Source organism: Kibdelosporangium aridum, assembly GCF_900176515.1.
Taxonomy (GTDB): domain Bacteria; phylum Actinomycetota; class Actinomycetes; order Mycobacteriales; family Pseudonocardiaceae; genus Kibdelosporangium; species Kibdelosporangium aridum.
This window is the reverse complement of the sequence record NZ_FWXV01000007.1, coordinates 151851-178485: the sequence shown is the minus strand read 5'-3', so window position 1 is coordinate 178485 and position 26635 is coordinate 151851. Positions and strand designations below refer to the sequence as shown.

Below are 26635 nucleotides of genomic sequence, written 5' to 3'. Positions count from 1 at the left end.
TCCGATACGAAACCTGATGTCTGGTTCGACCGCCCTAGTCGTGCTCGGGGTGCCTAGGGCGACTCCGTGTTCGACTGCGGCCTAGATCCGGCCGCTGGCCTCGATCGCCAGCGGCAACAGCTTGGCGCGGGCGTCGCTCGCCGTCCAGTTGCGCAGATCCCACGTCTGGCCACTCAGATCGTCGCCCGCGTACAACATCAGCCCCAGTTTCACGCCACGGAACCGTGCCGCGGCGACCAAAGCCGAAGCCTCCATCTCGACAACCAAGCACCCCTGATCTCGACGCATGGCGACCTTTGAGGGCGTCTCCCGGAACGGAGCGTCCGTCGTCCAAGTGAGCCCGACGGCGTGCGGAACCGATTGCTCCTCCAAGAACACGGTCAAGGCAGTGACCACCTCCGGATCGGCCTCGATGCTCGAACCCGCCGGGGCGTAGTGGAAAGACGTCCCCTCATCCCTGATCGAGCCAGTCGGCACGACAACGTGACCCATCGCAAGCGAAACAAGCGCGCCCGTACCGCCGCAGACAACGATGCTGCGTACCCCGGCGGCGATGACTCGTTCCAGGTGATGCACCGCGCTGGGCGCACCGACCGTCGGGTGGAACACCGCGACGGGCTCACCTGCTGAGTCCTCGGTGATGTAGATGCCGTGCCCGCCCATCTCGACTGAGAACCGGCCGGCCAGGCGCGCCGCGCCCTGCTCGTGCAGTGCCGCGATCTGCTCGTGGAAGAAACACAACACGGCACGTTCTGGCCATGGCTCCGACAGTTTCGGCGCCGTCGGGGCGTACATCCCCACACCGGTCGGGTCGTACTGCAGCAGTGGAAGGTCCATATCCCGACTGTGTCACCAGTTGTAACGCTCGGTCGCCAGTTGGTTCATCTGCCACGCGCGGCGGCCCACCTGTCGCTGCCGCTTCAGCAACAGGGGGCGTCCCGTCAACCGGGCCGGCTGAGCATGACGTGGGTCACGCCCCGCCCTCGTTGAGCACCGTCGAGGCAATTAGGTAACATCAATGTTGTGAAAAACACCGGACCTGCTCAGCAGGCGGCCGACGGCAGCACGAGGCTCGCTGTCGCCCGGCTGCTGCTCGAACAGGGCCCGGTGAGCGCGGTGTCGATCGCGGACCAGCTCGAGCTGAGCGGTCCCGCGGTGCGGCGGCATCTGGACGCACTGCTGGCCGACGGTCAGGCGTGCACGAGGGACGCCCCGCAGCTCAAAGCACGGGGGCGCGGCCGTCCAGCCAAGTTGTTCCTGCTCACCGAAGCAGGACGGGCCCGGTTCGGGCACGCGTACGACGACCTGGCGGTGGCGGCGATCCGGTTCCTCGCCGAGAACGGCGGGGAGGAGGCCGTGAAGGCGTTCGCGGAGCGGCGCGTGAAGACGCTCGTCGATCCTCATCGGACCGCTGTGACCTCGGCGGATACCCCGCAGGAGAAAGCGGAGGCCCTCGCCGCCGCGCTGAGCAGAGAGGGTTACGCTGCCTCGACTCGCAAGGTCGGGGCGGGAGAACAGCTGTGCCAGCACCACTGCCCGGTGGCGCATGTCGCGGCGGAGTTCCCCCAGCTGTGCGAGGTCGAGACGGCGGCATTCGCCGACCTGCTCGGCACCCACGTGCAGCGGCTGGCGACCATCGCACGTGGCGACGCCGCGTGTACCACGCACATACCGGTGGAGCCTTATTCCACCTCCTTAGGCCCACCGACTCCGGATGGAGGGAATCCCGCATGACTGCCGCTGCTGAGCAGCGCACACCCACCACAAACGTGCCGATGACCCAGGACGAGACTCTGGCGACCCTTGGTCGTTACGAGTACGGCTGGGCTGACAACGATGTGGCTGGGTCCAGCGCTCGCCGTGGCCTGAACGAGGACGTCGTTCGGGACATCTCGTCCAAGAAGAATGAGCCGGAGTGGATGCTGGAGAGCCGCCTGAAGGGGCTGCAGCTCTTCGACCGCAAGCCGATGCCGAACTGGGGCGCGGACTTGTCGGGCATCAACTTCGACTCGATCAAGTACTTCGTGCGCTCGACCGAGAAGCAGGCCCAGAGCTGGGAGGACCTGCCCGAGGACATCAAGAACACGTACGACAAGCTGGGCATCCCCGAGGCGGAGAAGCAGCGCCTCGTCGCGGGTGTCGCGGCGCAGTACGAGTCTGAGGTCGTCTACCACCAGATCCGCGAGGACCTGGAGGAAAAGGGCGTCATCTTCCTCGACACGGACACCGCGCTCAAGGAGCACCCGGAGCTGTTCAAGGAGTACTACGGCTCGGTCATCCCGCACGGTGACAACAAGTTCTCCGCGCTCAACGGCGCGGTCTGGTCCGGCGGCTCGTTCATCTACGTGCCGAAGGGCGTGCACGTCGACATCCCGCTGCAGGCCTACTTCCGGATCAACACCGAGAACATGGGCCAGTTCGAGCGGACGCTGATCATCGTCGACGAAGACGCCTACGTGCACTACGTCGAGGGCTGCACGGCGCCGATCTACTCGTCCGACTCGCTGCACTCCGCGGTCGTCGAGATCATCGTCAAGAAGGGCGGCCGCTGCCGCTACACGACCATCCAGAACTGGTCGAACAACGTCTACAACCTGGTCACCAAGCGCGCCAAGGCCGAAGAGGGCGCGACCATGGAGTGGATCGACGGCAACATCGGCTCCAAGGTCACCATGAAGTACCCGTCGGTGTTCCTGATGGGTGAGCACGCCAAGGGCGAGGTCCTCTCGATCGCGTTCGCGGGCGAGGGCCAGCACCAGGACGCCGGCGCCAAGATGGTGCACATGGCGCCGCACACCTCCTCGACCATCGTGTCGAAGTCGGTGGCCCGTGGCGGTGGCCGCACGTCGTACCGCGGCCTGGTCCAGGTCAACAAGCGGGCGCACCACTCGAAGTCCACTGTGAAGTGTGACGCGCTGCTGGTCGACCAGATCTCCCGGTCGGACACGTACCCCTATGTGGACATCCGTGAGGACGATGTCCAAATGGGACACGAGGCGACCGTGTCGAAGGTCAGTGAGGACCAGCTGTTCTACCTGATGTCGCGCGGCCTGACCGAGGACGAGGCGATGGCGATGGTGGTTCGCGGGTTCGTCGAGCCCATCGCGCGTGAGTTGCCAATGGAGTACGCGCTCGAGCTGAACCGCCTGATCGAGCTGCAGATGGAAGGGGCCGTCGGCTGACATGGCGGAGCTAGTCAAGGAGCACTCGCACGGTGCGGGTGCGGTAGTCCCGGCCGCCTCCAGGGCTGCCCAGTTCGCGTCGTTCGATGTGGACGCGTTCGAGGTTCCTGGCGGCCGGGAGGAGATCTGGCGCTTCACGCCGATGAAGCGTCTTCGCAACCTCCACAATGGAGCCGTCGCCGACGGCACCGCGGCGGTGTCGGTCGACGCGCCCGCCGAGGTGAAGGTCGAGACCGTCCAGCGCGGTGACGAACGCCTTGGTACCGCGGGCACCCCGGACGACCGGATCGCCGCGCAGGCCTGGTGCTCCTTTGTGGACGCCACGGTCGTGACGGTGCCCAAGGAGGCTCGTCCGTCCACAATCACCATCACGGTGGACGGCCCGGGTGAGGGCAAGGTCGCCTACGGGCACCTGCAGGTGCGTGCCGAGCAGTTCGCCGAGGCCGTCGTGGTCGTCGACCACCGCGGTTCCGGGACGTACGCGGACAACGTGGAGTTCATCGTCGGCGACGGCGCCCGGCTCACCGTTGTGTCCGTTCAGGACTGGGCGGACGACGCGGTGCACGTGTCCTCGCACCACAACAAGCTGGGCCGCGACGCGACCCTGCGGCACACCACGATCACCCTCGGCGGCGACTTGGTCCGGCTTTCGCCGACCGTGACGTACGCCGAGCGCGGCGGCGACGCCGAGATGCTGGGCCTGTACTTCGCCGACGCCGGTCAGCACTTCGAGAACCGGACGTTCGTCGACCACGCGGTGCCCAACTGCAAGTCCAATGTGGTCTACAAGGGCGCGCTGCAGGGCGAGGGCGCGCACACGGTGTGGATCGGCGACGTGCTCATCCGCGCGGCCGCCGAGGGCACCGAGACCTTCGAGCTGAACCGCAACCTGGTGCTCACCGACGGCGCGCGCGCCGACTCGGTGCCGAACCTCGAGATCGAGACCGGCGAGATCGCCGGCGCCGGCCACGCCAGCGCCACCGGCCGGTTCGACGACGAGCAGCTGTTCTACCTGCAGGCCAGGGGCATCCCCGAGGAGCAGGCCCGCCGGCTGGTGGTCCGCGGCTTCTTCCACGAGATCCTGGTCAAGATCGACGTCCCCGAGCTGCGTGAGCGGCTCGAAGCGGCGATCGAGGCCGAGCTCGAGGCGGTCGGCGCATGATCCGGGCCTGTGCACTGTCTGATTTGGACGACAAGAAGCCTCTTGCCGTCGAGGTCGGTGACGTCGCCGTCGTGCTGGTGCGCGAGGGCGACGAGGTGCACGCCCTGCGAGACGAGTGCTCGCACGCTTCGCTGTCGTTGTCCGAGGGCGAGGTCACCCGCAAGGGAATCGAGTGCTGGCTGCACGGTTCGTGTTTCGACCTGCGCACCGGGCAGCCGTCCTCCCCGCCCGCCAGCGAACCCGTGGACGTCTACGCGGTTCGCGTCGACGGCGACGACGTCTACGTCGACCCCACCACCGCGGTCAATCAACCGCGGCCCTGAACTGACTGGTTAAACGGAGAATTCGAGTAGCTATGGCCACCCTGGAGATCAAGGACCTGCACGTCTCGGTCACCGCCGACGAGGTCGAGAAAGAGATCCTGTCCGGCGTCAACCTGACGATCAACGCAGGCGAGACGCACGCGATCATGGGCCCCAACGGGTCCGGCAAGTCCACTTTGTCCTACGCGATCGCCGGGCACCCCAAGTACACCGTCACCTCTGGCCAGATCCTGCTTGACGGCGAGGACGTGCTGGAGATGAGCGTGGACGAGCGCGCCCGCGCCGGCCTGTTCCTGGCGATGCAGTACCCGGTCGAGGTTCCGGGCGTGTCGATGTCGAACTTCCTGCGCACCGCCGCCACCGCTGTGCGTGGCGAGGCCCCCAAGCTGCGCACCTGGGTCAAGGAGGTCAAGCAGGCCCTGTCCGACCTGGACATCGACCCGGCCTTCGCCGAGCGCAGCGTGAACGAGGGCTTCTCCGGCGGTGAGAAGAAGCGGCACGAGATCCTGCAGCTCGGTCTGCTGCAGCCGAAGGTCGCCATCCTCGACGAGACCGACTCCGGCCTGGACGTCGACGCGCTGCGCGTCGTGTCCGAGGGCGTGAACCGCTACCGCGCGTCCGGCGAGGTCGGCGTCATGCTGATCACGCACTACACGCGGATCCTGAACTACATCAAGCCGGACTTCGTGCACGTGTTCGCCGGCGGCAAGATCGTCGAGTCGGGTGGCCCCGAGCTCGCCGACCAGCTGGAGAGCGAAGGCTACGTGCGGTTCACCGGCAAGCGCGAGGAAGCCGTCGCACAGTGACCACCCCTTCTGGGACCGACACCCTGGATGTAGCAGCCATCCGCAAGGATTTCCCGATCCTGCAGCGGACGGTCCGTGACGGGAAACCGTTGCACTACATCGACTCGGGCGCGACTTCGCAGCGTCCGCGTCAGGTCCTCGACGCGGAACGCGAGTTCCTCGAGACCTCCAACGCGGCCGTGCACCGAGGTGCGCACCAGCTCGCCGAGGAAGCAACCGACGCATACGAAGGCGCGCGGCAGAAGATCGCCGACTTCCTGGGTTCTTCCGCCGACGAGCTGGTGTTCGTCAAGAACGCCACCGAGGGCATCAACCTCGTGGCGTACGCGATGAGCAACGCCTCGGTCGCCGGCCCGGAAGCCGCGCGGTTCCTGCTCGGCCCGGACGACGAGATCGTCGTGACCGAGATGGAGCACCACGCAAACCTCGTGCCGTGGCAGCAGCTCGCGCTGCGCACCGGCGCGACGCTGAAGTGGTTCGGTGTCACCGATGACGGCCGCCTGGATCTGTCCAACATCGACGAACTGGTGACGTCGAAGACCAGGATCGTGGCCTTCACCCATCAGTCCAATGTGCTCGGCACGGTCAACCCGGTGGCCACGTTGGTGGCCAAGGCGCAGGAAGTCGGTGCGCTGACGGTGCTGGACGCGTGCCAGTCCGTGCCGCACCAGAAGGTCGACTTCCACGGTCTCGGTGTGGACTTCGCGGTGTTCAGCGGGCACAAGATGCTCGGCCCGTCCGGTGTCGGTGTGCTGTACGGGCGCCGGTCGCTGCTCGAGGCGATGCCGCCGTTCCTGACCGGTGGCTCGATGATCGAGATGGTCCAGATGGCCCGCTCGACCTTCGCGCCGCCGCCGCAGCGGTTCGAGGCGGGCGTGCCGATGACCTCCCAAGCGGTTGGTCTGGGCGCGGCCGTCGACTACCTGTCGGTGGTCGGCATGGACCGGATCAACGCGCACGAGCACCTGCTCACCGAAGCCGCTGTGCGTGGCCTTGCCGAGATCCCGGGTGTCCGGATCGTCGGGCCGACCGACATGACGGACCGTGGCGGTGCGGTGTCGTTCGTGATCGACGGCGTGCACCCGCACGACGCCGGTCAGGTCCTGGACGACCTCGGCGTCGCGGTGCGTGTCGGGCACCACTGCGCGTGGCCGTTGCACCGGCGGCTGGGAATTCCGGCGAGCATCCGGGCGTCGTTCTACTTGTACAACGACCTCGACGACGTCACCGCGCTGTTGGACGGGGTCCGCGAGACCAAGCGGTTCTTCGGGGTGAGCTGACAATGCAGATGGAGCAGCTGTACCAGGAGATCATCCTGGACCACTACAAGAACCCGCACGGGCGTGGCCTGCGTGACCCGTTCGACGCGGAGTCCTTCCAGGTCAACCCCACGTGCGGGGATGAGGTGACGCTGCGGGTCAAGCTCGACGGCGAGACCGTGACGGACGTGTCCTACGAGGGCCAGGGCTGTTCGATCAGCCAGGCGTCCACGTCTGTTCTGACGGACCTGGTCGTGGGGCGTAGCGTGGGTGAGGCGTTCAAGACGCTGGACGCGTTCACGGAGCTGATGCAGGGCAAAGGCCAGGTCGAACCGGACGAGGACGTGCTGGAAGACGGCGTCGCGTTCGCGGGCGTGGCCAAGTACCCGGCACGGGTCAAGTGCGCCCTGCTTGGTTGGATGGCTTTCAAGGACGCGGTCGTACGAGCCGAAGGAGACGCAGCATGAGCGAGCAAGACGTGGTGCGTGGCGCCGAAGGCATGCCTGAGGTCGCGCCGAAGGCTGACGTCGCCGCGATCGACGACGTCGAAGAGGCCATGCGGGACGTGGTCGACCCTGAGCTGGGGATCAACGTGGTGGACCTCGGCCTGGTCTACGACATCAAGGTCGAGGACGACAACACCGCGACGATCGACATGACGCTGACGTCGGCGGCGTGCCCGCTGACCGACGTGATCGAGGACCAGACGCGGACCGCGCTGACCAGCGGGCCGGGCGGCGGGATCGTGAGCGACTTCCGGATCAACTGGGTCTGGATGCCGCCGTGGGGCCCGGAGAAGATCACCGAGGACGGCCGGGAGCAGCTGCGGGCATTGGGCTTCACAGTTTGATCCTGCCGGACATCGTCGCCCCGGGTTTGTCCGTGCTGTTCTGCGGAATCAACCCGGGGCTTTTGTCTGCGCAGCGCAAGCAGCACTTCGCCCGGCCCGGCAACCGGTTCTGGCCGGCGCTGCACCTGTCGGGCTTCACCCCGCGGCAACTGCACCCGTCCGAGCAGTTCGAACTGCTCGAGTACGGCCTCGGCATCACCAACATGGTGGCCCGCCCAACGGCGACGGCGGCCGAGTTGTCCAAACAGGAATTCGTCCAAGGGGCCGAAATCCTGACCAAGCTGGCGGAGAAATACGCCCCGCAAACGGTTGCGATAGTGGGAATCGGCGCTTACCGAATGGGCTTCGGCCGTCCCAAAGCGACCATCGGCCCACAGCCGGAGATGCTCGGCCCATCGCGGATCTGGGTCCTGCCCAACCCGTCGGGTCTGAACGCGCACTACCAGCTGCCCGCTCTGGCGGCGGAGTTCCAGCGGCTGCGCGAAAGCTAGCGCTTGGCCGGGGATCGTCGCCTGACGGCGAGGTGCCGACAAACCTGCTTACCCGACAGGAAGCCAGACCCGCGCGCTGGCTTTGGCCGTACGCCGGTCGCTCGCTTCGCTCAACTCCGGAGCGGCCGCTTCGGTCAATTACCGGCTTTGGTGTGCCTGTACGCGAGTGTGCGCTTCGCGTTTGAGCGTTGGGCGTCCGCGTCGGTCAACCATGGAGCGGCGACTTCGCTCAACCGTCGGTCCGTTTCGGACAACCGCGGGGCGTTCGCTTGCATCGAGCACCGGCGCGTGCTGCGGTCAACTGCCGACCACTCGTGGCACCCGACCGCGCCGCATTTCGTATTGAACGGCCGTCACCGAACAACCGTCCTTTTGCGATCTTGCGATGTCTATCGCGGCATTACTCCACGGCACGCGGCCTCCGGCCCCCAATAGCCAGCCTAGCGAGCACTACCGACAACTCGTGTTTGAACAAGATCCAATGTGCTCAGTTACCCACAATGCGAAAGTTGTCCACAGCGCGCACGACATAACCCCTGTCGATCTTGGACTGCCGATAGGCTCGTGTGGCGGGGTGCCCCCGGGAAGGGCGGGGGCCGCCCTGGGGCGGTTTGGTTGGTGCGCGGGGGTTTTGTGGTGGTGTGAGGGGAGTGGGGTACGTGGTTGGGCTGGGGCTTGTTGGTGGCAATTGACTGTCAGGTTGGTTGACGGTCATATCTATGTACGAGCTTGGGGCATAGGGTTGTTTCCCTGCGAACGGAACATGTCGCAATTGAGTTCATAATGGTCGATCGCTGGTCGCGGGCCGTTTTCCAGCATTGGTAAGTTGTTCGGCCATTGTCGTACTTGCCTTGTCAGCGTCTCTCGAGTTGGGTGTGCCCCCACAGGGGACGATGAATAGGCGGTAGTTGTCGTGGGCTGGCTCCAACGGAGTGGTCGCCTGGTGGCGTTGCTGATATCTGTTGTTCTGGCGGCTGCTTGCACCGCGTCCGACTCGGACCATCCGGCACCAGAGAAGGCAAGCATCAAGTTGGGTGTGCTGCCGGTGCTCGGTGCGGCACCGGTTTTCCTCGCTGCGGAAAAGGGATTCTTCGCCGCCGAAGGGCTCAAGGTCGACTTCGTCACGATCCAGGGTGCGGGCGCGGCGGTCGGTTCGATGACCAGCGGTGATCTCGACTTGGTGTTCGGCAACTACGTCTCCTTCTTCGCCGCGCAGGCCAAGAAGACCGCGGAGGTCAGGTTCGTCGCCGACGGCTACTCCGCGAACCCGCGGACGTGGATGGTTCTCGTCGCCAAGGACTCGCAGTTGCGCAAGCCCTCCGACATCTCCGGCAAACGTGTCGCGGTGACCACTGTGAACAGTCTGGCCGAACTGACCATCAGATCCGTGCTGACATCGACCGGTCAGAACATCACCTCGCCGAACTTCGTGGAGATGTCGTACACCGCGATGGGCGAGGCGCTCAAGAACCGCACTGTGGACGCCGCATTGCTGTCCGAGCCGTACATCACTGACGTGTCCAAGCGGTACGGGGCGGTGCCGTTGTTCGACGCGGCGGCCGGTGCGACGGCGGACATCCCGATCTCCGGATACGCGACGAGCGAGAAGTTCGCCAACGAGAACCCGAACACCATCGCTGCGTTCCAGCGCGCGCTGTCGCGCGGCGTGGATGTCGCGCTGACCGACCGGAACGAGGTCGAGAAATCCATTCGGGGGTACGCGGGCGTCGACGAGCAGACCGCGGCGTTGACGGCCCTCGTCGGTTTTCCGATCGGTCTCGACCCGAAGCGACTGCAGCGTGTCTGCGACCTGATGTTCAGCTACGGCGAGCTCACCACCCGCATCGAGGCGCGGCCGATGATCCTCCCGGGTGCGTTGAGCAAGTCCTTGCTCAAGCAGTGACCAGATCCAGCGCCGCCTTCTCTATCGCATCTTCGCTCAGCAGTACGTGATTGGCCGCCGGGCCGAGCGGGATGAAGCAGTCCTCACTGGTGACCCGGCGCAGCGCGCCGCGGTAGCCACCGTCGAGCAGCGCGGTGAAAACGGCTTCGGAAACGCCGCCGGTCCGGCGCGTCTCGTCGGCGACCAGTACGCGGCCAGTCTCGTTGGCGTGCGCGAGCAGGTCCGCGACGGGCAACGGCGAGATCCAGCGTAGGTCCAGAATTCGAGCGTTGATGCCTTGAGCGGCGAGACGACGGGCAACGCGCAGGCTCATCGGGATTCCGTTCGCGAACGACACGATGGTCAGGTCGTTGCCCGAACCGTAGATCCGCGCTTTGCCAAGCGGCGCGGACTCCGACGATGACGCGAGCCAGCCATTGTCGCCGGGCTCGTAAAGATCACGCGTGTGGTACAGCGCGATGGGTTCGAGAAAAACGCACACTTGTCCGTTGGTACGTGCCGCCGCCGCGCAGGTGTACAGCATGGCGGCTGCGTCATCGGCGCGCGCGGGCACGGCGATGACGACGCCGGGAATGTCACGCAGGGCGGCGATGGAGTTGTCGTTGTGGAAGTGGCCGCCGAAACCTTTCTGATAACTCAGCCCGGCGATTCGCACGATCATCGGGTTGCGGTACTGGTCGTTGGAGAAGAACCGCATGGTCGACGCCTCACCGCGAATCTGGTCCAGCGCGTTGTGCACGTAGGCCAGGTACTGGATCTCCGGGATCGGCAGGAAGCCGACCAGGGCCGTGCCCAGTGCGGTGCCCAGAATGGACTGTTCATCAAGGACAGTGTCGAACACCCTGGCCGATCCGAACTTCTTGTGCAGGCCTCGGGTCACGCCGTAGACGCCACCCTTGCGGCCGACGTCCTCACCGAACACGAGTGCGCCGGGATCGGAGGACAGGATCCAGTTGAGCGCTTGGTTGATGCCTTGCGCCAACGTGCCGGAAACCGGGACAAAGGGTGCGTCCACTGTGGAAGTGGACAACGGCGCCATGACCTCCTTGGCGCTGGCCAGCTTCGGACGTGACACGGCCTTGGCGGCTGCGGCCCGGACCTCGGTGCGTTTCGCCTCGTACCGCTCGAGCACCTCGGATGGTGTCAAAACGCCGCGGGAGACAAGCAAAGAAGCCGTCCGGACGAGCGGGTCGAGCGCATAGTCCGCAGTGATCTCGGTGGGTGTGCGGTACGCACTCTCCACATCGGACCCCGCGTGACCCATCAGCCGGACCATCCGGAGGTGCAGGAAAGCAGGCGCTCGGTTGGTACGTACCCAGTTGGCGGCCTCCGCGGCAATCGGTACGACAGAGGTCAAATCGGTCGCGTCGGCCGAGAAGTACTTCATGCCCGCGCCGGAGTGCGCCTCCGAGACCCAGCCGGGCGGTGTCCGGACGCTGATCCCGATGCCGTTGTCCTCGCACACGAACAACACCGGCAATGGCAGTCGCTGGTACGCGCAGTGCCGCGCGGCGTTGAGCGCGCCGAGTGCGGTCGAGTGGTTCGCCGACGCATCACCGAACCCGCATACGACGATGGCGTCTTTTGGCCACGGCGAAGGCAGTCCGAGCTTCGTGGCGCGCTGCATGCCCAGCGCGAGACCGACCGCCCGCGGCAGGTGCGAGGCGATGGTCGAGGTCAGCGGAATGATCGACAGCTCGGCGTTGCCGAAGACTTTGTGCCTGCCGCCGGAGATCGGCTCGTCCGCGGCGGCCGCGATCCCGAGCGCCATGTCCATGAGGGGATTTGTCCCAGTTACCTGACGTGCCCGTTCAATGTAAAAAGCACCCGATCGATAATGCAGCAATGCCGGATCGGTTGGTCTTAAGGCCGCCGCGAGGGCCGCGTTGCCCTCGTGTCCCGAGGATCCGATGCTGTAGAAACCCTTGCCCTGGCTGCCGAGTTCCCTGGCCACGAGGTCAATGTGCCTGCTACCCAGTTGGGAGTCGAAAAGATCGAGCAAGGGCAGATCAACCCCACCTCCGTTACCGCCCCCACGATAGGGGGTCAGTGCTTGCACTGTTCGGCTGAAGTGCTCGTCGATCGGTTCGCTCACCACTCCGAGCATGGAGGCGGACTGGGAGAGTACGCAACTGTCTGGTTTGTCAAGAGCCAGTTCTGTCAAGAGACCGGCAAGCTTTCACGAGTTGTCGTGAAATCTGTGTCACAACGTGGAATAGGGGTTGAGAGTGGTTTCCGCTTTCGCTTCCATGAATTGGTAGGCGAGTTGACGGAAGAGCGGAGCTAGCCATGACCGCCATGCGAGACAGAGTCTCGATCGAGGAGGAGACCGAAGCCTCGTACGAGCTGGAACTGCCTGTCCAGCTGGACGATGACGACTACTTCGAGCCGACCATCGTGCGTGGCCGCGAGTGAAGTAGAAGTCCACTTCGGATAGATGTGACCGGTTCGACCGGTCCGTGGGAGCAGCGGCCACGCACCTATGTGGACGGTGGTCCCGACGATCGCCCCAGGGCAGGACACTCTGGCGGTGCTGAAGTACGTGCTTGCTCTACTGTCCGTTCCCCACGAGGGAACGGCGTAGGCGAGACCTCGATCTCGCCTACCCCGGCTCTGAACCGATGCACTAGAACGATTCGGCGACCAGGCCTCGGGCCTTCCGCAACTCGCGTGGCATGTTCCACCCCAGTACGCCGATCACCTTGCCTGACCGCGTGTAGTGCGCGATGAACTTGCCCTCGGCCGGGTCACCCTGTTCCACCGACACGTCGGCGTCCGGTGTGAGGTGCCCGAAGGCCGCGATCTTGGTGTCGTACTGGTCCGTCCAGAAGTACGGGATCGGCGCGAACGGCGTGTTCGCACCGAGCAGGTTCCGAGCGGCCGCCATGCCCTGTTCCGTGGCGTTCATCCGGTGCTCGACCCGGAGCTGTTCACCGAAACCCTGATGGTGCCAACTGGCGACGTCTCCGGCGGCGTAAACGCCCGGTGCTGCCTGACACCGCGCGTCGCACACCACTCCGTTGTCGACCGAGACACCACTGCCCGCCAACCACTCGGTCGCCGGGATCGCGCCAATCGCCACAAGAACGACATCGGCGTTGATCTGCGAGCCGTCGGTCAGCTTCACCGCGTTGACGCGGCCGTTTTCGCCGATCAGTTGCTCGACTCCGACGCCAGTGCGCACTGTGACGCCCTCGCCCCCGTGCAATTCGGCGATCAGGCCGCCGATCTCGGCGCCGAACTGGCGCACCATCGGATATGAAAGAGGATCGACGATCGTGACTTCCAAGCCCAGCCGACGCGCTGAAGCCGCGGCCTCGCAGCCGAGGAAACCCGCGCCGATCACCACCAGACGGGAGGACGTGGCCAACTCCGTGCGCAGTGCGACGGTGTCGTCGATCGTGCGCATCACGTGCACACCGGCCAGATCGTGGCCATCGGGCAGCAGTCGCGGGCGCACGCCGGTCGCGATGATCAGGCCGTCGTAGCTGATCTTGTCGCCGTCGGCGAGCCGCACCACGCGAGCGTCGGTGTCCAGACCGACCGCTGTCGCCCCGAGCCGTACGCCGATGCTCGACTGCTCGTAGTCCGCGTCCTTGCGCAGCGCGATCTTGTCGGTCTCCCAGGCACCCGACAGCACCTGCTTGGACAGCGGCGGGCGGTCGTACGGCAGGTGCAGTTCGTCGCCGACCAACGTGATCTGCCGATCGAAGCCCTCCCTGCGCAGCGTTTCCGCGGCGGTGAGCCCGGCGGCGGACGCTCCGATGACCACGATCCGGTCCATACGTTCTCAGCCCTCCCAGGTGACCGGCAACTGATGCACACCGTAGACGAGGGCGTTGTCCTTGAACGAGATCTTGTCCGGGTCCACCGCGAGCCGCATGGTCGGGATACGGCGGAACAGCCGCGCGTAGACCTCCTGCAGTTCGATGCGGGCCAACTGCTGGCCGAGGCACTGGTGGATGCCGAAGCCGAAGGCGAGGTGCGTCTTGCCGTTGCGGTCCAGCTGGATCGTGTCCGCGTCGGCGTACACCTGCTCATCGCGGTTGCCCGCGTTGAGCGCCGCGACCACCCAGTCACCTGCCGGGATGGTCTGCTCGCCCACCTTGATGTCCTCGGTGGCGTAGCGCAACAGACCGAACTGGATCACCGACAGGTAGCGCAGCATCTCCTCGGCCGCGGACGGTGCCAGGTCCGGGTTCTCGCGCAGTTCAGCCAGCTTCTCGGGCTGCTGCAACAGTGCGGCGGTGCTCAGCGCGATCATGTTGGCGGTGGTCTCGTGTCCCGCGATCAGCAGCGTGATGGCCAGCTCGACCATCTCCGCGGCGGTGATCGGGTCACCGGACTCACTGCTGCGCGTGATCATCCGGCCGATCAGGTCGTCACCGGGCTCGGCCAGCTTCGCCTCGAACAGTTTGCTCATGTAGGCCTGCACCTGGCCGTAAGCGGCGAACCCGATCTGCGGATCCCGGTCGATGGCCATCAGCGTCGCGCTGTGCTTGTGGATCACGTCCCGGTCCTCGTACGGCACGCCGAGCATCTCGCAGATGACCAGCGACGGGATCGGCAGGGCGAACGATCCGTAGAGGTCTGCGGGCTTCGGGCCGGCCAGCAGAGCGTCGATGTGTTCCTCGACGATCCGCTGGATGTACGGCCGCAGGGCTTCCATCCGCCGGACGGTGAACTCGGGCGTCAGCATGCGGCGCAGCCGCGCGTGCTCCTTGCCGTCCAGTTGGAGGATGTTGCCGGGCGAAACCGGGCGCTCCAGGTCCGCGCCTACGGTCACGTGCGCCGATGGCGCCTTGCGCGAGCTGATGCCCGGCGCGGACAGCACAGTCCGTACGTCCTCGTAGCGGCTGACCACCCACGCGTCGATGCCTGCTGGGCAACTGGCCTGCGTGATGGCCTCGTTGTCACGCAATTCGCTGAACTCGGCCGGCGGTTCGAACGGGCACCCGGGCGCCCGGGTGGCGGGGAAGGCGGGAATGGTGGACATGTCCGTCATCGCGATGGGGATCCCTTCAAAATATGGCAGTCAGTGCCATAAGGCCTAGACTGTCACCAGGCGGTGACTGTCGCAAGGCCCGGTGGCCGGGATTACATACGCGCTGGAAACCGTTGTTCTTCAACGGGAACGGCCAACGGAAACTCGGGACGACCGGCTGGTGAGCTTGTCCAGTTCGGAGGGTCGTGGCAGTGTTTCGCCGGTGCCGGGCCGGTAGTGCGCTGTTACCCTCTGGCTCGTGGATCTTGCCCGGTAGGAGGAATGGCCGTGGGGCTACGCGAGCTCAAGATGGAGCGCACGCGGCAGCTGATCGCCGACAAGGCGTTCCAGCTGTTCACCGAGCAGGGGTTCGACGGGACCACAGTCGAGCAGATCGCCGCGGCCGCCGAAGTCGGCCCGCGCACGCTGTATCGCTACTTCCCGACCAAGGAGACGTTGATCGTCAACTTCGTCGAGACCCACCTGTTCGCCGCTTTGGACCGGATGCGCGAACAGCCAGACGACCTGCCGGTGGCTGAGGCGCTGTACGCGCTGGTCGACAGCGTCATCACGAGCACAGCGGTGCACGAGTCCCGGGTCTTGGCGATCTACGAGCTCGCCGAGCGCACTCCGTCAGTGCAAGCGCAGTTCAGCGGCATTTGGCACCGGTGGCGCGCAGCGGTCGCGGACGAGGTGTCACGCCGGTGCAAGCGTCGCGGCAGTGACATGGCCGCGAGCCTCGCTGCCGCCACCGTCAGCTTCGTGATCGACGTGAGTGTGCACGCCTGGGTCGAGAGCGGCGGGAAGGCCAACATGCGCCGGCTGGCCAACCGGGCGCTGGAACTGCTGCGCAACGGCGAGGTGCCGTTCGCTACGCCTGCCAGTAAGAGGTAAGAACGTCGGCGACCGGCGCCGGATCGTATAGGAAATAGCTGTGGCCGCTCGCGACCGAGCGGACGTCGAACGGGTTGTCCGGCGTGAGCGCGTCGGCGTCCTTGATGTAACGGTCTTGTGCGGCCAACGGAACGCTCTTGTCCTCGGTGAGCCGGATGTATGTGTGGGGGACTCGGCCCCACGTGGTCTTTTCGGCCCTGATGTCGAAGCTCGGCTTGCCCAACCAGGCCTCGTCCGGCTCGGATCCGTTGAGCCAACCGACGGCCTGCTGCTCATTGAGGCCCAACGCGTTGCTCAGCGCGGCAAGCGTCGCTCGGTTGGCGCCACGCCAGTTGGCGCGCATGAAGCCGCGCTCCGTCGGGTTGCCCATCATGAGCGGCGCTCCAGCGGGGAACAGCGCGCTGGATACCCACTCCGGCTGACCCATGTACTCAACCGGTGACATCGTGACGGGACACTGGGCGGATACATATACGATCCGATGTAGGAAATCTGGTATCTGATTGGCGACGCCGGTGATCGTCAGCCCGCCCAGGCTGTGGCCGACGAGGATCACCGGGCCGTGCTCACGAACACGGCGCACGATCCGTACGACATGGTCGATCCAGTGCTGGCCGCTGATGTTCGCCGCCTGCGAGGACTCGTTCGCGAGCGCTGCCAGGTTCTGTTCTTGGTAGGCCGCGGTGAATCCGATGCCCCGGCCGGGCAGGTCGACGGCGAGCGTGCGGTGCCCGCGCATGGACATTTCCCGCTGCAGATGTGTCCAGTTCCCGGAATTGCCACACATACCGTGGACGAGAACGTAAGTCGGCGTCATGTGATCAAGTATCCGCGCGGGCTGGGCGGTGGGCGATAAAATTGCCCGTTGGGGAACCGGTGAGCGAACCATCGTCCGCCCACCGGCGCCCAGGGATTACCTTTGGCTGAAGCTGCTCAGAATGTCCGCGACTTCGGCCGGATGCTTGAGGAATGTGCCGAGGCCGCCCGGCGCGAAATGGACATCGAACGGGTTTTCCGGCGTCAGTGCGTCGGCTTCCTTGATATAGCGTTCCTGCGCCGCGGGCGGCATGCTCTGGTCTTCGGTGAGCCGGATGAAGCTGTGCGGGACGCGGCCCCACGTGTTCTTGTCGACCCGGTAGTCGAAGGTCGGGTTGGTCTGCCACCAGACTTCGTCCGGTTCGAAGCCGTTGAGCGTCGCCACGAACGCGTCCGGGTCCGAGCCCGCGCCGAGCGCTTCGCGGAGCGCGTCGAAAACCTCGGGGTCCGCCGTTCGCCAGTTCAACCTGATGTACCCGCGTTCGGCGGGGTTGGTCATGGTGATCTTCGCCGTGGCGGGGAACAGCTTGCTGGACGCCCATTCCGGCTCGGACAAGTAGTCGGCGCCCGCCATGGTGACCGGGCAGTGCGCGGCGATGTATACGATCCGATCCAGCAAATCGGGTATCTGATTGGCGACGCCGGTGACTGTCAGCCCGCCGAGGCTGTGCCCGACGAGGATCACCGGACCGTGCTCCCGCACCCGGCGAACGGCGTCCACGACGTGATCGACCCAGTCGGGTCCGGTCACGTTCGCGATCGGCGAGGGCTGCGCCGCGAACGTTTCCAGGTCCTGCACCTGATAGGCCCGGGTGAATCCGGTTCCCCGGCCGGGAAGGTCGACCGCGAGCGTCCGGTGCCCGCGGAACGTCATTTCCCGCTGCATGGGCGTCCAGACCTTCGAATTGCTGCCGGATGGATGAACGAAAACGTAAGTCGGAATCACGGTGCCGAGTATGCGTACCGGTCAAGCGATCGGCGACAGAATTGCCCCAATGGGCGAAAAATTGTGCCTATTCAGCGCGGAAGAATTGCGGAATCAAAGATGGCTCTGATCGCCGTCCGAGACGTTGTTTGAACGATAGCACAAAGGGCGGACCGCGAAATCGCGGCCCGCCCTTCGGCGTTCGATCAGGCTTGCGTTGCGGCCTGCGCGGCAGGCATGCCAATGGAGAGCTTGGCGAGCAGGTTGCGCGCGGCCTCCGCCTGGCGCGGCTGGCACAAGACGTCGTAACGCCTGGCCACTATCTGGCTGTGCGACACGAAGTCACGGCGTCCACGGGTCGCGCTGTAGTTCATCGCCGCGAAGGCAACGCCGAAGACCGTACCGGCGACGAGGCCGACGAGGATCGGTCCCCAAGCGAACCCTGCGGTGAACATGCTCAGCAACAGTCCGACGAACAAACCGAACCACGCGCCGCTCGCGGCGCCGGTTCCCAGCACGCGGCCCCAGCTCAGGCGGCCGGCGACCCGCTCGACGAGGAGCGGTTCGACCCCGACGATGGTGACGTCCTGGACCGGGAACTTGGCGTCTGCCAGGTAATCGACGGCTGCCTGTGCCTCGGCGTACGTGTCGTAGGAGCCGATCGGCCACCCGTTCGGCATCGTGGGCAACGAAGGGATCGCGTTGGTGGTGGGACGAAAGGCTGCTGTGGACATCTCTCTCACCTCTGGGGTGTCTTAGTTCCTACATCCCATTGAACGTGAGGTGCCGGTGAGTTGTGCCCCCAGCCGGATGTTCACAGAGACCTATCAGGTCCCTCTCAGGAGCTCAGTTCCGCTTGAGCACAGCGGTGGCGCCGCGCAGCAGTTCGTCGTGCAGTTCCTTGTCCGGCACATTCGGGAACATGCTGATCGGATCGGTCGCGGCGGCGAAGGCCTGCGCGGCGCGGACTCGTTGACGCCAATCGGGTTTCGGGCCCGCGATCAACTCGGTCGCGCGCTCGACGATACCCATCACCCTGGCCATGATCTCGGCCGTCTCGTCGCTGTAAACCGAGACATCGCGCAGCAACAGTGCCATTGCCTTGCGGTGTTTGAGCATCGCCTCGATGCACCCACTGAGGGTCTCCTCCGGCGTCAGCGCCCGTGTCATCACCGCGTCCAACTGTTCGATGGCGGGGCTGATGAGGCTGTTAAGGATCTCGGTCTTGCTGCGGAAGTGGTGGTACAGCGAAGGTTTCGTGATGCCGACGTGTTCGGCGATCTCGCGCATCGACGCGGCCTTGTAGGTGCGCGTGCTGAACAGGTCCAGCGCGGTGTCCAGAATTCGCGCGCGCGTATCGCCACTCACGGTGGCGCACCCTACCACCCGACCGGTAGGTAGGCCGTCACGTCGCTGTCCCCGCGTCCAGTTCGGCGGGCATTTCGCGCGCCGCCATCCAGCCGACAAGGCGCCATCCGACCGGTCGGTAGGGGGCTAGTCAACCACCCGACCGGTCGGTAGGGTGGCCAACGTCAATGAGCCGACCGACCGGTAGGTAGGAAGTCGAGATGGGCGAGGGAACTGTCGAACCTGCGTTCGCCGCGGTGCGCGAGGCGTTCGAAACCAATTTCGCGGAGCACGGTGAGTTAGGTGCGAGCCTGGCCGTTTACCAGGACGGCCACCAGGTGGTCGACCTGTGGGGTGGGCTGGCTGATCCCGGTGGACGACCGTGGGAGCGCGACACGTTGGCGATGATCGCGTCGGTGACCAAGTCGCTGGCGGCGACGGCGATGCTTGTGCTGGTCGACCGCGGGCGGATCGGCCTGGACGACCGCGTGGCGCAGTACTGGCCGGAGTTTGCCGCGGAAGGCAAACGAGACATCACGCTGCGGATGCTGATGAGCCACCAAGCAGGTGTGCCAAGCCTGGCTCACAGCCCGATGACGTACCAAGGCCTCGTCGAAGGCACCCCGATCATGGACGCGATCGCGTCCGCGCGTCCGGAGTGGGCACCCGGAACCGCGCACGGGTACCACGGCCTGACGATCGGCCACGCGATCAGTGCGCTGATCCAACGGTTGACTGGGCAGACCGTAGGCAGGTTCTTCGCCGACGAGATCGCAGGTCCGCTCGGTCTCGATGCGTTCATCGGGTTGCCGCCCAGCGAACTGCCGCGTCTGGCGACTATGGTGCTGCCGGATTCCGCGGACGTGGTCCGTCTGGGGATGAACGTTCCGGAGCTGCGCGGCCTGTACGAACGGCTCAACGACCCGGAATCGCTGACCTTCCGGGCGCTGTACGGCAGCATGGCCATGGGCTGGGAGACCGCCAACGACCCGAAGTACGTGACAGTCGAGGCGCCGTCAACGGACGGTGTGGCCAACGCGGAAGCGCTCGCCAAGATGTATGCGGCGTTGATCGGCCCGGTCGACGGAACCCGGCTGATCGGGCCGGAAACGCTTGACGAGGCCAGGCGTGTGCACGCGTCCGGAATGGACATGGTGCTGGCCACGAGAACCACGGTCGGCCTGGGGTTCATGCTCCCCGGCGGTCCGCTGTTCCCAGACGCCACCGGGCCCGCAGCGTTCGGCCACGGCGGAGCCAGCGGCGCGTTCGCGTTCGCCGACCCCGAGGCGGGCATCGCGTTCGGCTACGTGCCGAATCGCGGTTCAGAATTGTTGGAGGGCAACGACCTGCGTGTGTCCACGTTGGTCGCTGCCCTCTACGAAGCGATCAGCCGCCGTTAGAGGGCTGGTACGACTGCGCCCTCAGCGTGCGGGCGGCAGGGTCACCACTGATCTTGTCGACCGCGCGCAGGAACCTCGGTCCCATTTCCGCGGCGGCCTGCCGGAACGGGTGAGTGGCGCCGAAGTCGGCTGCGTGCTCCGGCAACCCACGCGCGAACAGCGCGTACGTCAGGACCGGCTTGCCGGCCTTGTCGAAGATGACACCCGCTTCGTTGCGGCCGTCGTTCAGCCATCCCGCCTTCGTCGCGATCCGGGAGCGGTCGACTGAGGACATCTCCCGGCGGATGCCGTCGGTGAACGCGACCTGCGAACGCAACACGTTCAGCAGGTAGTCCGTCGACGTCGGGCTGACCAGCGTGCCCTTGACGATGCCCTGCAGGATCCCGTGCGTCTCCCGCGGCGTGGTCTTGCCGAGCCAGTACCGCTTCGGGTTGGCCGCGGGGATGACCTGGGTGTTCGGGAACCCCTTCGCCACGAGGGTGGCGTTGATCTCCGCAGGCGCGCAGACCAAGCCGGTCAACCGGACACAGGTGTCGTCGGAGACCGTGAGGAACAGCGAAAGGATGTGCCCGACGGTGAACACGCTCGGGTACGCCCGGTCGAGCGGGATGATCCCGTCGCCGGTCTTGATCACGATGTCTTCCGGCACCTCGACCTGGTCGGTGAGCTTCGCTTCGCCCCGGTCGATCTTGTCGAGCACCGCGACCGCGGCGGCGACCTTGTTGACGCTGTACGCCTCGACCAGCTCGTCGGAGCCGTGGTCGACGGCGACACCGTCAGCAACGCTGATGTACGAGTTCCATGTGCCTCCTGCTTCGGCTGTCTTCGCCTCGTAGACCCGCTTGACCCGGGCGCGGGCTCGGTCCGGCGTCGCCGGACTGCTGTCTTCTTCCTGGGCGAGCGCCGGCGTGCTGCCGAGAACGCTGCCGGCCGCGACGACGGTCCCCAAGCCAAACGCCGCTCGCCTGTTGAGTCGATACCCCATGCCGAGAGATCCAATCACGAAACGATGAACCGTGGCGCGGCAAGTACTCGTATAGCAAGACAGATGGGAGGGGTGTGCATGAAAACCGCAAGAAGCAGACCCGCCGGGGCGCCAGGACCGGTCTTCACCATCTCCGACCTGGCGTTCCAGGTGCTCTGGGAGTTCCTCGGACTGCCCGACATGCCTGAGACCCTCACCGTGTCGCGGCACAGTCGTGACCAGCGCGGCATGGTCTCCAAGGCCTGGTCAGAGCTGCAACGCGCCGGCCTCGCCGATTCAGCGGCACCGCATCCGCGGCTCGTCGCGCTCTTGAACATCCTCGCCCGCCCGCGGCGTGCCGTCGGCGCGCGCTTATGGCTCGGTGGTCCTGTACGTGCATACGCCGCCGCGGTCGGAGACCAGGCGGCGTTCGGCGTGCATGTCGGCGGTTATGTGAACGTTCACGCCGTTCGCCCCGAAGACCTCGCCCGCGCTCCGGTTTCGTTGTTGTTGGATGCCTCGCCCGGCCCGGGATGCACGGTGTCACTGCCGAATGAGGTCATCGCGGATGCCCGATTCCGCTCTATCGCCGGTCCCGGAAACCGCACCCGTCGCAGCGCGCCCCGGATCGGATCCGAAGAGGCGAACTGGCTTGCCGAGACGATCTACGGCGCCGGTGACCGAGGTGAGTTCACCGCGGCCGTGATCGACCACATGGGGTACTCGGTGCGCGACGACGAACTGGTCGGTTTCTTCGACTCGCCCAACGGCCGTTACCTGATCGAGGAGTACCGCGCGGCCGACGGTCGCGACTGGACGACCGTGGAACCCGCACACGGCAAGATGCTGGTCGAGTGCATCGAGCGCACCCTGCTGGCGCTCGAAGGGCACCTGATGCGTGAACTTGGCCAGACGAACCAACCCGCGCTGACCCGCTGAACCAGATAGCAGATACCAGACATCCGGCATCCAGTATCAGGTATCGGGTTTCCGGTATCAGATACGATACTGCCGCGTGACTGGAGTAGTGGCGCCGCACCGGGTTGGATCTGTTCGATACGCGGCGGGCGGTGCTCTTCAGGTCGTCGGGGATCAGCGGGTCGCGGATCCGTTGCCTGGGTTTGTGTTCAATGTCAGCTGAAGCTGGGTGATCAGACGCTGCTTGGGGTCGTCGAGGTCGATCCCGGCGATCTCCGCGGCACGCCGGACCCGGTACCGCAACGTGTTGGGATGGATGTGCAAGCGGTTGGCCGCGGCCCGGACATCGCCGAGCGCCTCGAGGTAGGCGAGCACTGACGGCACCAGGATGTCCTTTGTGTCCTGTGCGACGAGGTCGGTGAGCCTGGGGTCGCGGATTTCCTCGTGCTCGGCGAGCAGACCGAGCAGCTCCGCCATCATCACCTCGGCGCGCACGTCGTTGATCGCCGCGACCGGGAGATCCAGCCCGGCGTCGAGGATGCGGTCGGCTTCCCTGCGTGCGGCGGCCGTCCGGCTGAGATCCGGTGCCATGCCGACGGCGGCCCGGACCGCGATACCCGGGTGTACCCGCGCCGCGGCAACGACTTCTTTGGCGAGGGTAATCATGCCGTCGCTGGCGTGCAGGTCCGGCAGCAGGGCGTAGATGCGGGCACGCAACGTCGTGACCAGCGCGGCGCGTCGATAGGCGGCGGCGTGCACGGCGATCAGGTTGGTCAGTTCGGCGCGCCGGAGTTCCAAAGTGGACCGGTCGGCGTCCTCGGTCAGTTCGAAGGCGACGACTCCGGCCGCGCGTTTGGGGTCCGCGCCGACGTTGGCGGCAACCGCGGCGGCCGTGGTGTGCCCGTCGAGCAACCCTTCGAGCAGGCTCTCACGCAGTCGGAGCGGTGCGGCCGGGTTGTTCCGGCTGCGCACCAGGTGCAACGCGGTCACGCGGGCCGCGCCGAGCAACGCGCGTTCGGCGTGCTCCGTCAGCGGGACCGCCCCTTCCTGCACCCAGATTGAACCAAGCGATTGGTCGCCGGCGTGGATGCCGACGGCCAGACGACGCCGGATGCCCAACTCGGGTCGCTCGTCGATGCGTTCCACGGCTTCGCTTTTCCGCATCCGTTCGTAGACGCCCCACTCGCGCAGTTTGGCGAGGTATTGCTCGGGGCCTTGCCTGCCGAGGATCGACAGGCGACGCAGTTCGTCGACCTCATCGGACGAACGCGAGTACGCCAGCACGCGGCTCGCCGTGTCCTCGATGCTGACGAGACCGCCGGTCAGCGCGGCGATGGTCTGGGCGAGCGAGAACAAGTCGCTGACCGTCTCGCTGTCGGTCTCGGCGCCGATGTTGGCGCGGGCCAAAGACTCAAGCTGCTCCCACCGTGCGTCGGAACGCACCGAGAGCAGCGCGACGCCCGCGTCCGTCGCAGCGCGCTCCAACGCTTCGTCCTGGCCTTTGACCGCGACGGCGAGCGCACCCCGGCGCGCCGCGGCGCGCACCGTGGCGATCGCCGCCCGGCCGCGGACGCCGATGATGAGAACGACGTCGCCCGGCCGGACCTCGGGGTCGTCCTCCGGGTCGAGGATGACCACGTCGCGGACCAGGTCGTCGAGCCCGCGCGGCGCGGCGACCACCTCGACCAGGGGATCTCCGAGCGCCACCAGGAGCTGGCGCAGTGTTTTGTCCGATCGGCTAATCATGGCAGCCAAATCTTAGCCAATCTTCTAAAAACTGCAGGTGAAAGCGGATCTACGGTGAGCGCATGGACGCAGTGACCCGAGTACCCGCCCCCGTCAACGAGCAGGTCTTCGACTACGCGCCGGGCACCGCCCCTCGTGCCGCCCTTGAGGCCGAGCTCGCGGCGCAGGCCAAGGAGACCGTCGAGTTCACCCTCACCATCGACGGTGAGCAGCGGATGGCGGGCGGCGACCGGATCGACGTCGTCCAGCCGCACAACCACCGCGCCGTCCTCGGCACGCTGGCCAATGCCACCCACGAGGACGCCAAGGCCGCGATCGCCGCTGCCAAGAAGGCCGCGCCCGCGTGGCGTTCGCTGCCGTTCGACGCACGTGCCGCGATCTTCCTGCGCGCCGCCGACTTGCTGACCGGCCCGTGGCGCGCCCGGCTGAACGCCGCGACCATGCTCGGCCAGTCCAAGACCGCTATCCAGGCCGAGATCGACGCCGCCTGCGAGCTGGCTGACTTCTGGCGCTTCAACGTGCACTTCGCCCGGCAGATCCTGGCCGAGCAGCCGATCAGCTCGCCGGGCATCTGGAACCGCACCGACCACCGGCCGCTCGAGGGCTTCGTCTACGCCATCACGCCGTTCAACTTCACCGCGATCGCCGCGAACCTGCCGACCGCGCCCGCGTTGATGGGCAACACCGTCGTGTGGAAGCCGTCGCCGACGCAGTCGCTGTCCGCCCACCTGACCATGCGCTTGCTCGAAGAGGCCGGTCTGCCGGCCGGGGTGATCAACCTGGTCACCGGGGACGGCCTTGCGGTCTCCGACGTCGCGCTGAGCGACCCGGACCTGGCAGGCATCCACTTCACCGGCTCAACCACGACCTTCCAGCACCTGTGGGGCCAGGTCGGCGCCAACATCGCCAACTACCGGTCGTACCCGCGGATCGTGGGGGAGACCGGCGGCAAGGACTTCGTGCTCGCCCACCCGTCGGCCGACGTCGACGTGCTGCGCACGGCACTGGTCCGTGGCGCGTTCGAGTACCAGGGCCAGAAGTGCTCGGCGGCGTCTCGGGCCTATATCCCATCTTCGATATGGAAGAGGATGTCGTCCGATTTCGTATCCGAAATAGAAAATCTGAAGGTTGGTGACGTCACCGACTTCAGCAACTTCATGGGCGCGGTGATCGACCGCCGGTCGTTCGACAAGCTCGCCGGTGTACTCGACCGGGCCAAGTCCGACTCGTCGCTGACCGTCGCCGCAGGTGGCACCGCCGACGACAGCGAGGGCTTCTTCGTGCGCCCGACGGTCCTGCTGGGCACCGACCCGGCCCACGAGGTCTTCACCACCGAGTACTTCGGGCCGATCCTGGCCGTGCACGTGTTCGACGACAGCAACTTCGACACTGTCCTGCGCCAGATGGAGAACGTGGCGCCCTACGGCCTGACCGGTGCGGTGATCGCCAACGACCGTGCCGCGATCGAGCGAGCGACCGAGGAACTGCGGTTCGCCGCGGGCAACTTCTACGTCAACGACAAGCCGACCGGTGCCGTCGTCGGTCAGCAGCCGTTCGGTGGCGGCCGGGCGTCCGGCACGAACGACAAGGCCGGTTCCCCGCTCAACCTGCTGCGCTGGGTGAGCCCTCGATCGATTAAGGAAACCTTCGTCCCGCCGACCGTTTCACGCCACCCGCACCAGGGGTAGGAGGTAGACATGTTGCGTACCAGCCTGCTTGCCGCGGCGCGTTCGCCGTTGGCCCGTAAGCTCGTCGAGCGCAGCCCACTGACCAAGCCTGTGGTCAACCGGTTCGTCGCGGGCGCCGAGACGGCCGACGCGGTCGAGGCGACGCGCGCGCTTCGCGATTCCGGTCGCGCCGTCACGATCGACTACCTCGGTGAGGACACCACCGAGGTGTCGGACGCGACGCACACCGTGAAGGCGTACGTCGAACTCCTCTCGGCCTTGTCCGAGCAAGGGCTTGCGGCTGGTGCGGACGTGTCGGTCAAGCTGTCCGCGGTCGGCCAGGCGTTGCCGGGTGACGGTCACAAGATCGCCCTGGACAACGCCCGGCTGATCGCCGACGCGGCCGCCGGGGTCGGCGCCACGCTGACACTGGACATGGAGGACCACACCACCACGGACTCCACATTGGACATCCTGTCCGAACTGCGCGCGGACTTCCCGTGGGTCGGCGCGGTCCTGCAGGCATACCTGTACCGCACCGAGGGCGACGCGCGCGATCTCGCCGTCGCGGGATCGCGTGTGCGGCTGTGCAAGGGCGCCTACCGTGAGCCGGAGTCGGTGGCCTATCAGGACAAAGCCGAAGTCGACCGGAACTACGTGCGGGTGATGCGGATCCTGATGGAGGGCGACGGCTACCCGATGATCGCCTCGCACGATCCGCGGATCATCGCCATCGCCGGTGACCTCGGCGCGGGACGTGACTTCGAATATCAGATGTTGTACGGAATCCGGCCGCAGGAGCAGGAAACGATCGCGCGGCGCGGCGACACCATGCGTGTATACGTGCCATACGGAGTGCAGTGGTACGGGTACTTCATGCGACGTTTGGCCGAACGGCCAGCCAACCTCGCGTTCTTCCTCCGCGCGATGGCAACCCGAGGGTGACTTAGTTTAAGGCGCGAATAAGATTGTGTTCCCCAGACGTTCACTTGCGCTGG

Annotated in this window: 26 protein-coding genes; 16 read left to right on the top strand and 10 right to left on the bottom strand. The window is 66.1% G+C overall.

The annotated features are described in order from the left end of the window. Positions 1–81: 81 nt before the first annotated feature. Complete coding sequence (locus B9C43_RS34325) at positions 82–837, bottom strand: nucleoside phosphorylase (RefSeq protein ID WP_200825820.1); 756 nt, start codon at positions 835–837, stop codon at positions 82–84. Between the two features lie 186 nt (positions 838–1023). On the opposite strand from B9C43_RS34325, the gene B9C43_RS34320 reads away from it, so the two are divergent. The 10 genes from B9C43_RS34320 to B9C43_RS34275 all read left to right on the top strand — a co-directional run bounded on the left by B9C43_RS34320 (position 1024) and on the right by B9C43_RS34275 (position 9976). After that, on the top strand, positions 1024–1734 hold the full coding sequence (locus B9C43_RS34320; protein ID WP_033385724.1) for a helix-turn-helix transcriptional regulator: 711 nt from the start codon (positions 1024–1026) through the stop codon (positions 1732–1734). After that, entirely contained in the window at positions 1731–3182 is a 1452-nt protein-coding gene (gene sufB, locus B9C43_RS34315; protein ID WP_084430930.1) for a Fe-S cluster assembly protein SufB, read from the top strand. The genes B9C43_RS34320 and sufB overlap by 4 nt, the downstream gene beginning before the upstream one ends. Position 3183: 1 nt before the next feature. Beyond that, positions 3184–4344, top strand: a complete 1161-nt coding sequence (sufD, locus tag B9C43_RS34310; protein ID WP_084430929.1) for a Fe-S cluster assembly protein SufD — start codon at positions 3184–3186, stop codon at positions 4342–4344. Next, on the top strand, positions 4341–4667 hold the full coding sequence (locus tag B9C43_RS34305) for a non-heme iron oxygenase ferredoxin subunit (RefSeq protein WP_084430928.1): 327 nt from the start codon (positions 4341–4343) through the stop codon (positions 4665–4667). Before sufD ends, B9C43_RS34305 begins: the two co-directional genes overlap by 4 nt. A gap of 32 nt (positions 4668–4699) precedes the next feature. Continuing rightward, positions 4700–5473, top strand: a complete 774-nt coding sequence (gene sufC / locus B9C43_RS34300) for a Fe-S cluster assembly ATPase SufC (protein ID WP_033385714.1) — start codon at positions 4700–4702, stop codon at positions 5471–5473. After that, positions 5470–6753, top strand: coding sequence for a cysteine desulfurase (locus tag B9C43_RS34295; RefSeq protein ID WP_084430927.1), 1284 nt, complete (start codon positions 5470–5472; stop codon positions 6751–6753). The genes sufC and B9C43_RS34295 overlap by 4 nt, the downstream gene beginning before the upstream one ends. A gap of 2 nt (positions 6754–6755) precedes the next feature. After that, complete coding sequence (gene sufU, locus B9C43_RS34290; protein ID WP_033385710.1) at positions 6756–7199, top strand: Fe-S cluster assembly sulfur transfer protein SufU; 444 nt, start codon at positions 6756–6758, stop codon at positions 7197–7199. Then, the gene (locus tag B9C43_RS34285; RefSeq protein WP_033385707.1) at positions 7196–7582 is read left to right on the top strand and encodes a metal-sulfur cluster assembly factor; all 387 of its coding nucleotides are present in this window, start codon (positions 7196–7198) and stop codon (positions 7580–7582) included. The genes sufU and B9C43_RS34285 overlap by 4 nt, the downstream gene beginning before the upstream one ends. Then, the gene (gene mug, locus B9C43_RS34280) at positions 7582–8073 is read left to right on the top strand and encodes a G/U mismatch-specific DNA glycosylase (RefSeq protein WP_084431189.1); all 492 of its coding nucleotides are present in this window, start codon (positions 7582–7584) and stop codon (positions 8071–8073) included. Before B9C43_RS34285 ends, mug begins: the two co-directional genes overlap by 1 nt. 943 nt (positions 8074–9016) lie before the next feature. Continuing rightward, positions 9017–9976 carry an ABC transporter substrate-binding protein gene (locus B9C43_RS34275; protein WP_160096881.1) on the top strand — a complete coding sequence of 320 codons (960 nt, stop codon included), beginning with the start codon at positions 9017–9019 and terminating at the stop codon, positions 9974–9976. Here the strand turns inward: B9C43_RS34275 and B9C43_RS34270 are convergent. Next, positions 9966–12071 carry a thiamine pyrophosphate-dependent enzyme gene (locus B9C43_RS34270; RefSeq protein WP_235039022.1) on the bottom strand — a complete coding sequence of 702 codons (2106 nt, stop codon included), beginning with the start codon at positions 12069–12071 and terminating at the stop codon, positions 9966–9968. The two genes, B9C43_RS34275 and B9C43_RS34270, sit on opposite strands and share 11 nt — an antisense overlap. Before the next feature lie 194 nt (positions 12072–12265). Here B9C43_RS34270 and B9C43_RS59700 point away from each other — a divergent pair, with 194 nt between their 5' ends. Beyond that, a complete protein-coding gene (locus tag B9C43_RS59700) occupies positions 12266–12391 on the top strand; it encodes a hypothetical protein (protein WP_260479264.1) in 126 nt (41 codons plus the stop codon). A gap of 211 nt (positions 12392–12602) precedes the next feature. On the opposite strand, the gene B9C43_RS34265 is transcribed toward B9C43_RS59700, so the two are convergent. Together B9C43_RS34265 and B9C43_RS34260 are read right to left on the bottom strand one after the other, a co-directional pair. Further along, positions 12603–13760: an NAD(P)/FAD-dependent oxidoreductase gene (locus B9C43_RS34265; protein ID WP_084430924.1), complete on the bottom strand. Its 1158-nt coding sequence runs from the start codon at positions 13758–13760 to the stop codon at positions 12603–12605. Between the two features lie 6 nt (positions 13761–13766). Beyond that, positions 13767–14981 carry a cytochrome P450 gene (locus B9C43_RS34260; protein WP_084430923.1) on the bottom strand — a complete coding sequence of 405 codons (1215 nt, stop codon included), beginning with the start codon at positions 14979–14981 and terminating at the stop codon, positions 13767–13769. A 267-nt stretch (positions 14982–15248) separates the two neighbouring features. Here B9C43_RS34260 and B9C43_RS58840 point away from each other — a divergent pair, with 267 nt between their 5' ends. Beyond that, on the top strand, positions 15249–15854 hold the full coding sequence (locus tag B9C43_RS58840) for a TetR family transcriptional regulator (protein ID WP_084431188.1): 606 nt from the start codon (positions 15249–15251) through the stop codon (positions 15852–15854). Here the strand turns inward: B9C43_RS58840 and B9C43_RS34250 are convergent. The 4 genes from B9C43_RS34250 to B9C43_RS34235 all read right to left on the bottom strand — a co-directional run bounded on the left by B9C43_RS34250 (position 15832) and on the right by B9C43_RS34235 (position 18963). Then, a complete protein-coding gene (locus tag B9C43_RS34250) occupies positions 15832–16671 on the bottom strand; it encodes an alpha/beta fold hydrolase (protein WP_084430922.1) in 840 nt (279 codons plus the stop codon). The two genes, B9C43_RS58840 and B9C43_RS34250, sit on opposite strands and share 23 nt — an antisense overlap. Before the next feature lie 96 nt (positions 16672–16767). Next, complete coding sequence (locus B9C43_RS34245) at positions 16768–17616, bottom strand: alpha/beta hydrolase (RefSeq protein WP_084430921.1); 849 nt, start codon at positions 17614–17616, stop codon at positions 16768–16770. A gap of 185 nt (positions 17617–17801) precedes the next feature. Further along, positions 17802–18329, bottom strand: a complete 528-nt coding sequence (locus B9C43_RS34240; RefSeq protein WP_051896215.1) for a general stress protein — start codon at positions 18327–18329, stop codon at positions 17802–17804. Between the two features lie 112 nt (positions 18330–18441). After that, positions 18442–18963, bottom strand: coding sequence for a TetR/AcrR family transcriptional regulator (locus B9C43_RS34235; RefSeq protein WP_160096879.1), 522 nt, complete (start codon positions 18961–18963; stop codon positions 18442–18444). Between the two features lie 200 nt (positions 18964–19163). Here B9C43_RS34235 and B9C43_RS34230 point away from each other — a divergent pair, with 200 nt between their 5' ends. After that, positions 19164–20342, top strand: coding sequence for a serine hydrolase domain-containing protein (locus B9C43_RS34230; RefSeq protein WP_084430919.1), 1179 nt, complete (start codon positions 19164–19166; stop codon positions 20340–20342). Here the strand turns inward: B9C43_RS34230 and B9C43_RS34225 are convergent. Then, positions 20329–21327 carry a serine hydrolase gene (locus tag B9C43_RS34225; RefSeq protein WP_235039021.1) on the bottom strand — a complete coding sequence of 333 codons (999 nt, stop codon included), beginning with the start codon at positions 21325–21327 and terminating at the stop codon, positions 20329–20331. The two genes, B9C43_RS34230 and B9C43_RS34225, sit on opposite strands and share 14 nt — an antisense overlap. Positions 21328–21405: 78 nt before the next feature. On the opposite strand from B9C43_RS34225, the gene B9C43_RS34220 reads away from it, so the two are divergent. Further along, positions 21406–22245, top strand: a complete 840-nt coding sequence (locus B9C43_RS34220; RefSeq protein WP_160096877.1) for an ESX secretion-associated protein EspG — start codon at positions 21406–21408, stop codon at positions 22243–22245. Positions 22246–22398: 153 nt separating this feature from the next. Here B9C43_RS34220 and B9C43_RS34215 read toward each other — a convergent pair whose 3' ends face one another. Beyond that, positions 22399–23970 carry a PucR family transcriptional regulator gene (locus B9C43_RS34215; RefSeq protein ID WP_084430917.1) on the bottom strand — a complete coding sequence of 524 codons (1572 nt, stop codon included), beginning with the start codon at positions 23968–23970 and terminating at the stop codon, positions 22399–22401. 62 nt (positions 23971–24032) lie between these two features. Here B9C43_RS34215 and pruA point away from each other — a divergent pair, with 62 nt between their 5' ends. Next, positions 24033–25658 carry an L-glutamate gamma-semialdehyde dehydrogenase gene (gene pruA / locus B9C43_RS34210; RefSeq protein WP_084430916.1) on the top strand — a complete coding sequence of 542 codons (1626 nt, stop codon included), beginning with the start codon at positions 24033–24035 and terminating at the stop codon, positions 25656–25658. Positions 25659–25667: 9 nt separating this feature from the next. Then, positions 25668–26582, top strand: coding sequence for a proline dehydrogenase family protein (locus B9C43_RS34205; RefSeq protein WP_084430915.1), 915 nt, complete (start codon positions 25668–25670; stop codon positions 26580–26582). The last annotated feature ends 53 nt before the right edge of the window (positions 26583–26635 follow it).

Bases quoted from the DNA above. Each gene is read 5' to 3' on its own strand.
- B9C43_RS34325 (WP_200825820.1), bottom strand. From the start codon at position 837: ATGGACCTTCCACTGCTGCAGTACGACCCGACCGGTGTGGGGATGTAC.
- sufB (WP_084430930.1), top strand. From the start codon at position 1,731: ATGACTGCCGCTGCTGAGCAGCGCACACCCACCACAAACGTGCCGATG.
- sufD (WP_084430929.1), top strand. From the start codon at position 3,184: ATGGCGGAGCTAGTCAAGGAGCACTCGCACGGTGCGGGTGCGGTAGTC.
- B9C43_RS34305 (WP_084430928.1), top strand. From the start codon at position 4,341: ATGATCCGGGCCTGTGCACTGTCTGATTTGGACGACAAGAAGCCTCTT.
- sufC (WP_033385714.1), top strand. From the start codon at position 4,700: ATGGCCACCCTGGAGATCAAGGACCTGCACGTCTCGGTCACCGCCGAC.
- sufU (WP_033385710.1), top strand. From the start codon at position 6,756: ATGCAGATGGAGCAGCTGTACCAGGAGATCATCCTGGACCACTACAAG.
- B9C43_RS34285 (WP_033385707.1), top strand. From the start codon at position 7,196: ATGAGCGAGCAAGACGTGGTGCGTGGCGCCGAAGGCATGCCTGAGGTC.
- B9C43_RS59700 (WP_260479264.1), top strand. From the start codon at position 12,266: ATGACCGCCATGCGAGACAGAGTCTCGATCGAGGAGGAGACCGAAGCC.
- B9C43_RS34265 (WP_084430924.1), bottom strand. From the start codon at position 13,760: ATGGACCGGATCGTGGTCATCGGAGCGTCCGCCGCCGGGCTCACCGCC.
- B9C43_RS34260 (WP_084430923.1), bottom strand. From the start codon at position 14,981: ATGACGGACATGTCCACCATTCCCGCCTTCCCCGCCACCCGGGCGCCC.
- B9C43_RS34250 (WP_084430922.1), bottom strand. From the start codon at position 16,671: ATGACGCCGACTTACGTTCTCGTCCACGGTATGTGTGGCAATTCCGGG.
- B9C43_RS34240 (WP_051896215.1), bottom strand. From the start codon at position 18,329: ATGTCCACAGCAGCCTTTCGTCCCACCACCAACGCGATCCCTTCGTTG.
- B9C43_RS34230 (WP_084430919.1), top strand. From the start codon at position 19,164: ATGGGCGAGGGAACTGTCGAACCTGCGTTCGCCGCGGTGCGCGAGGCG.
- B9C43_RS34225 (WP_235039021.1), bottom strand. From the start codon at position 21,327: ATGGGGTATCGACTCAACAGGCGAGCGGCGTTTGGCTTGGGGACCGTC.
- B9C43_RS34220 (WP_160096877.1), top strand. From the start codon at position 21,406: ATGAAAACCGCAAGAAGCAGACCCGCCGGGGCGCCAGGACCGGTCTTC.
- B9C43_RS34215 (WP_084430917.1), bottom strand. From the start codon at position 23,970: ATGATTAGCCGATCGGACAAAACACTGCGCCAGCTCCTGGTGGCGCTC.
- pruA (WP_084430916.1), top strand. From the start codon at position 24,033: ATGGACGCAGTGACCCGAGTACCCGCCCCCGTCAACGAGCAGGTCTTC.
- B9C43_RS34205 (WP_084430915.1), top strand. From the start codon at position 25,668: ATGTTGCGTACCAGCCTGCTTGCCGCGGCGCGTTCGCCGTTGGCCCGT.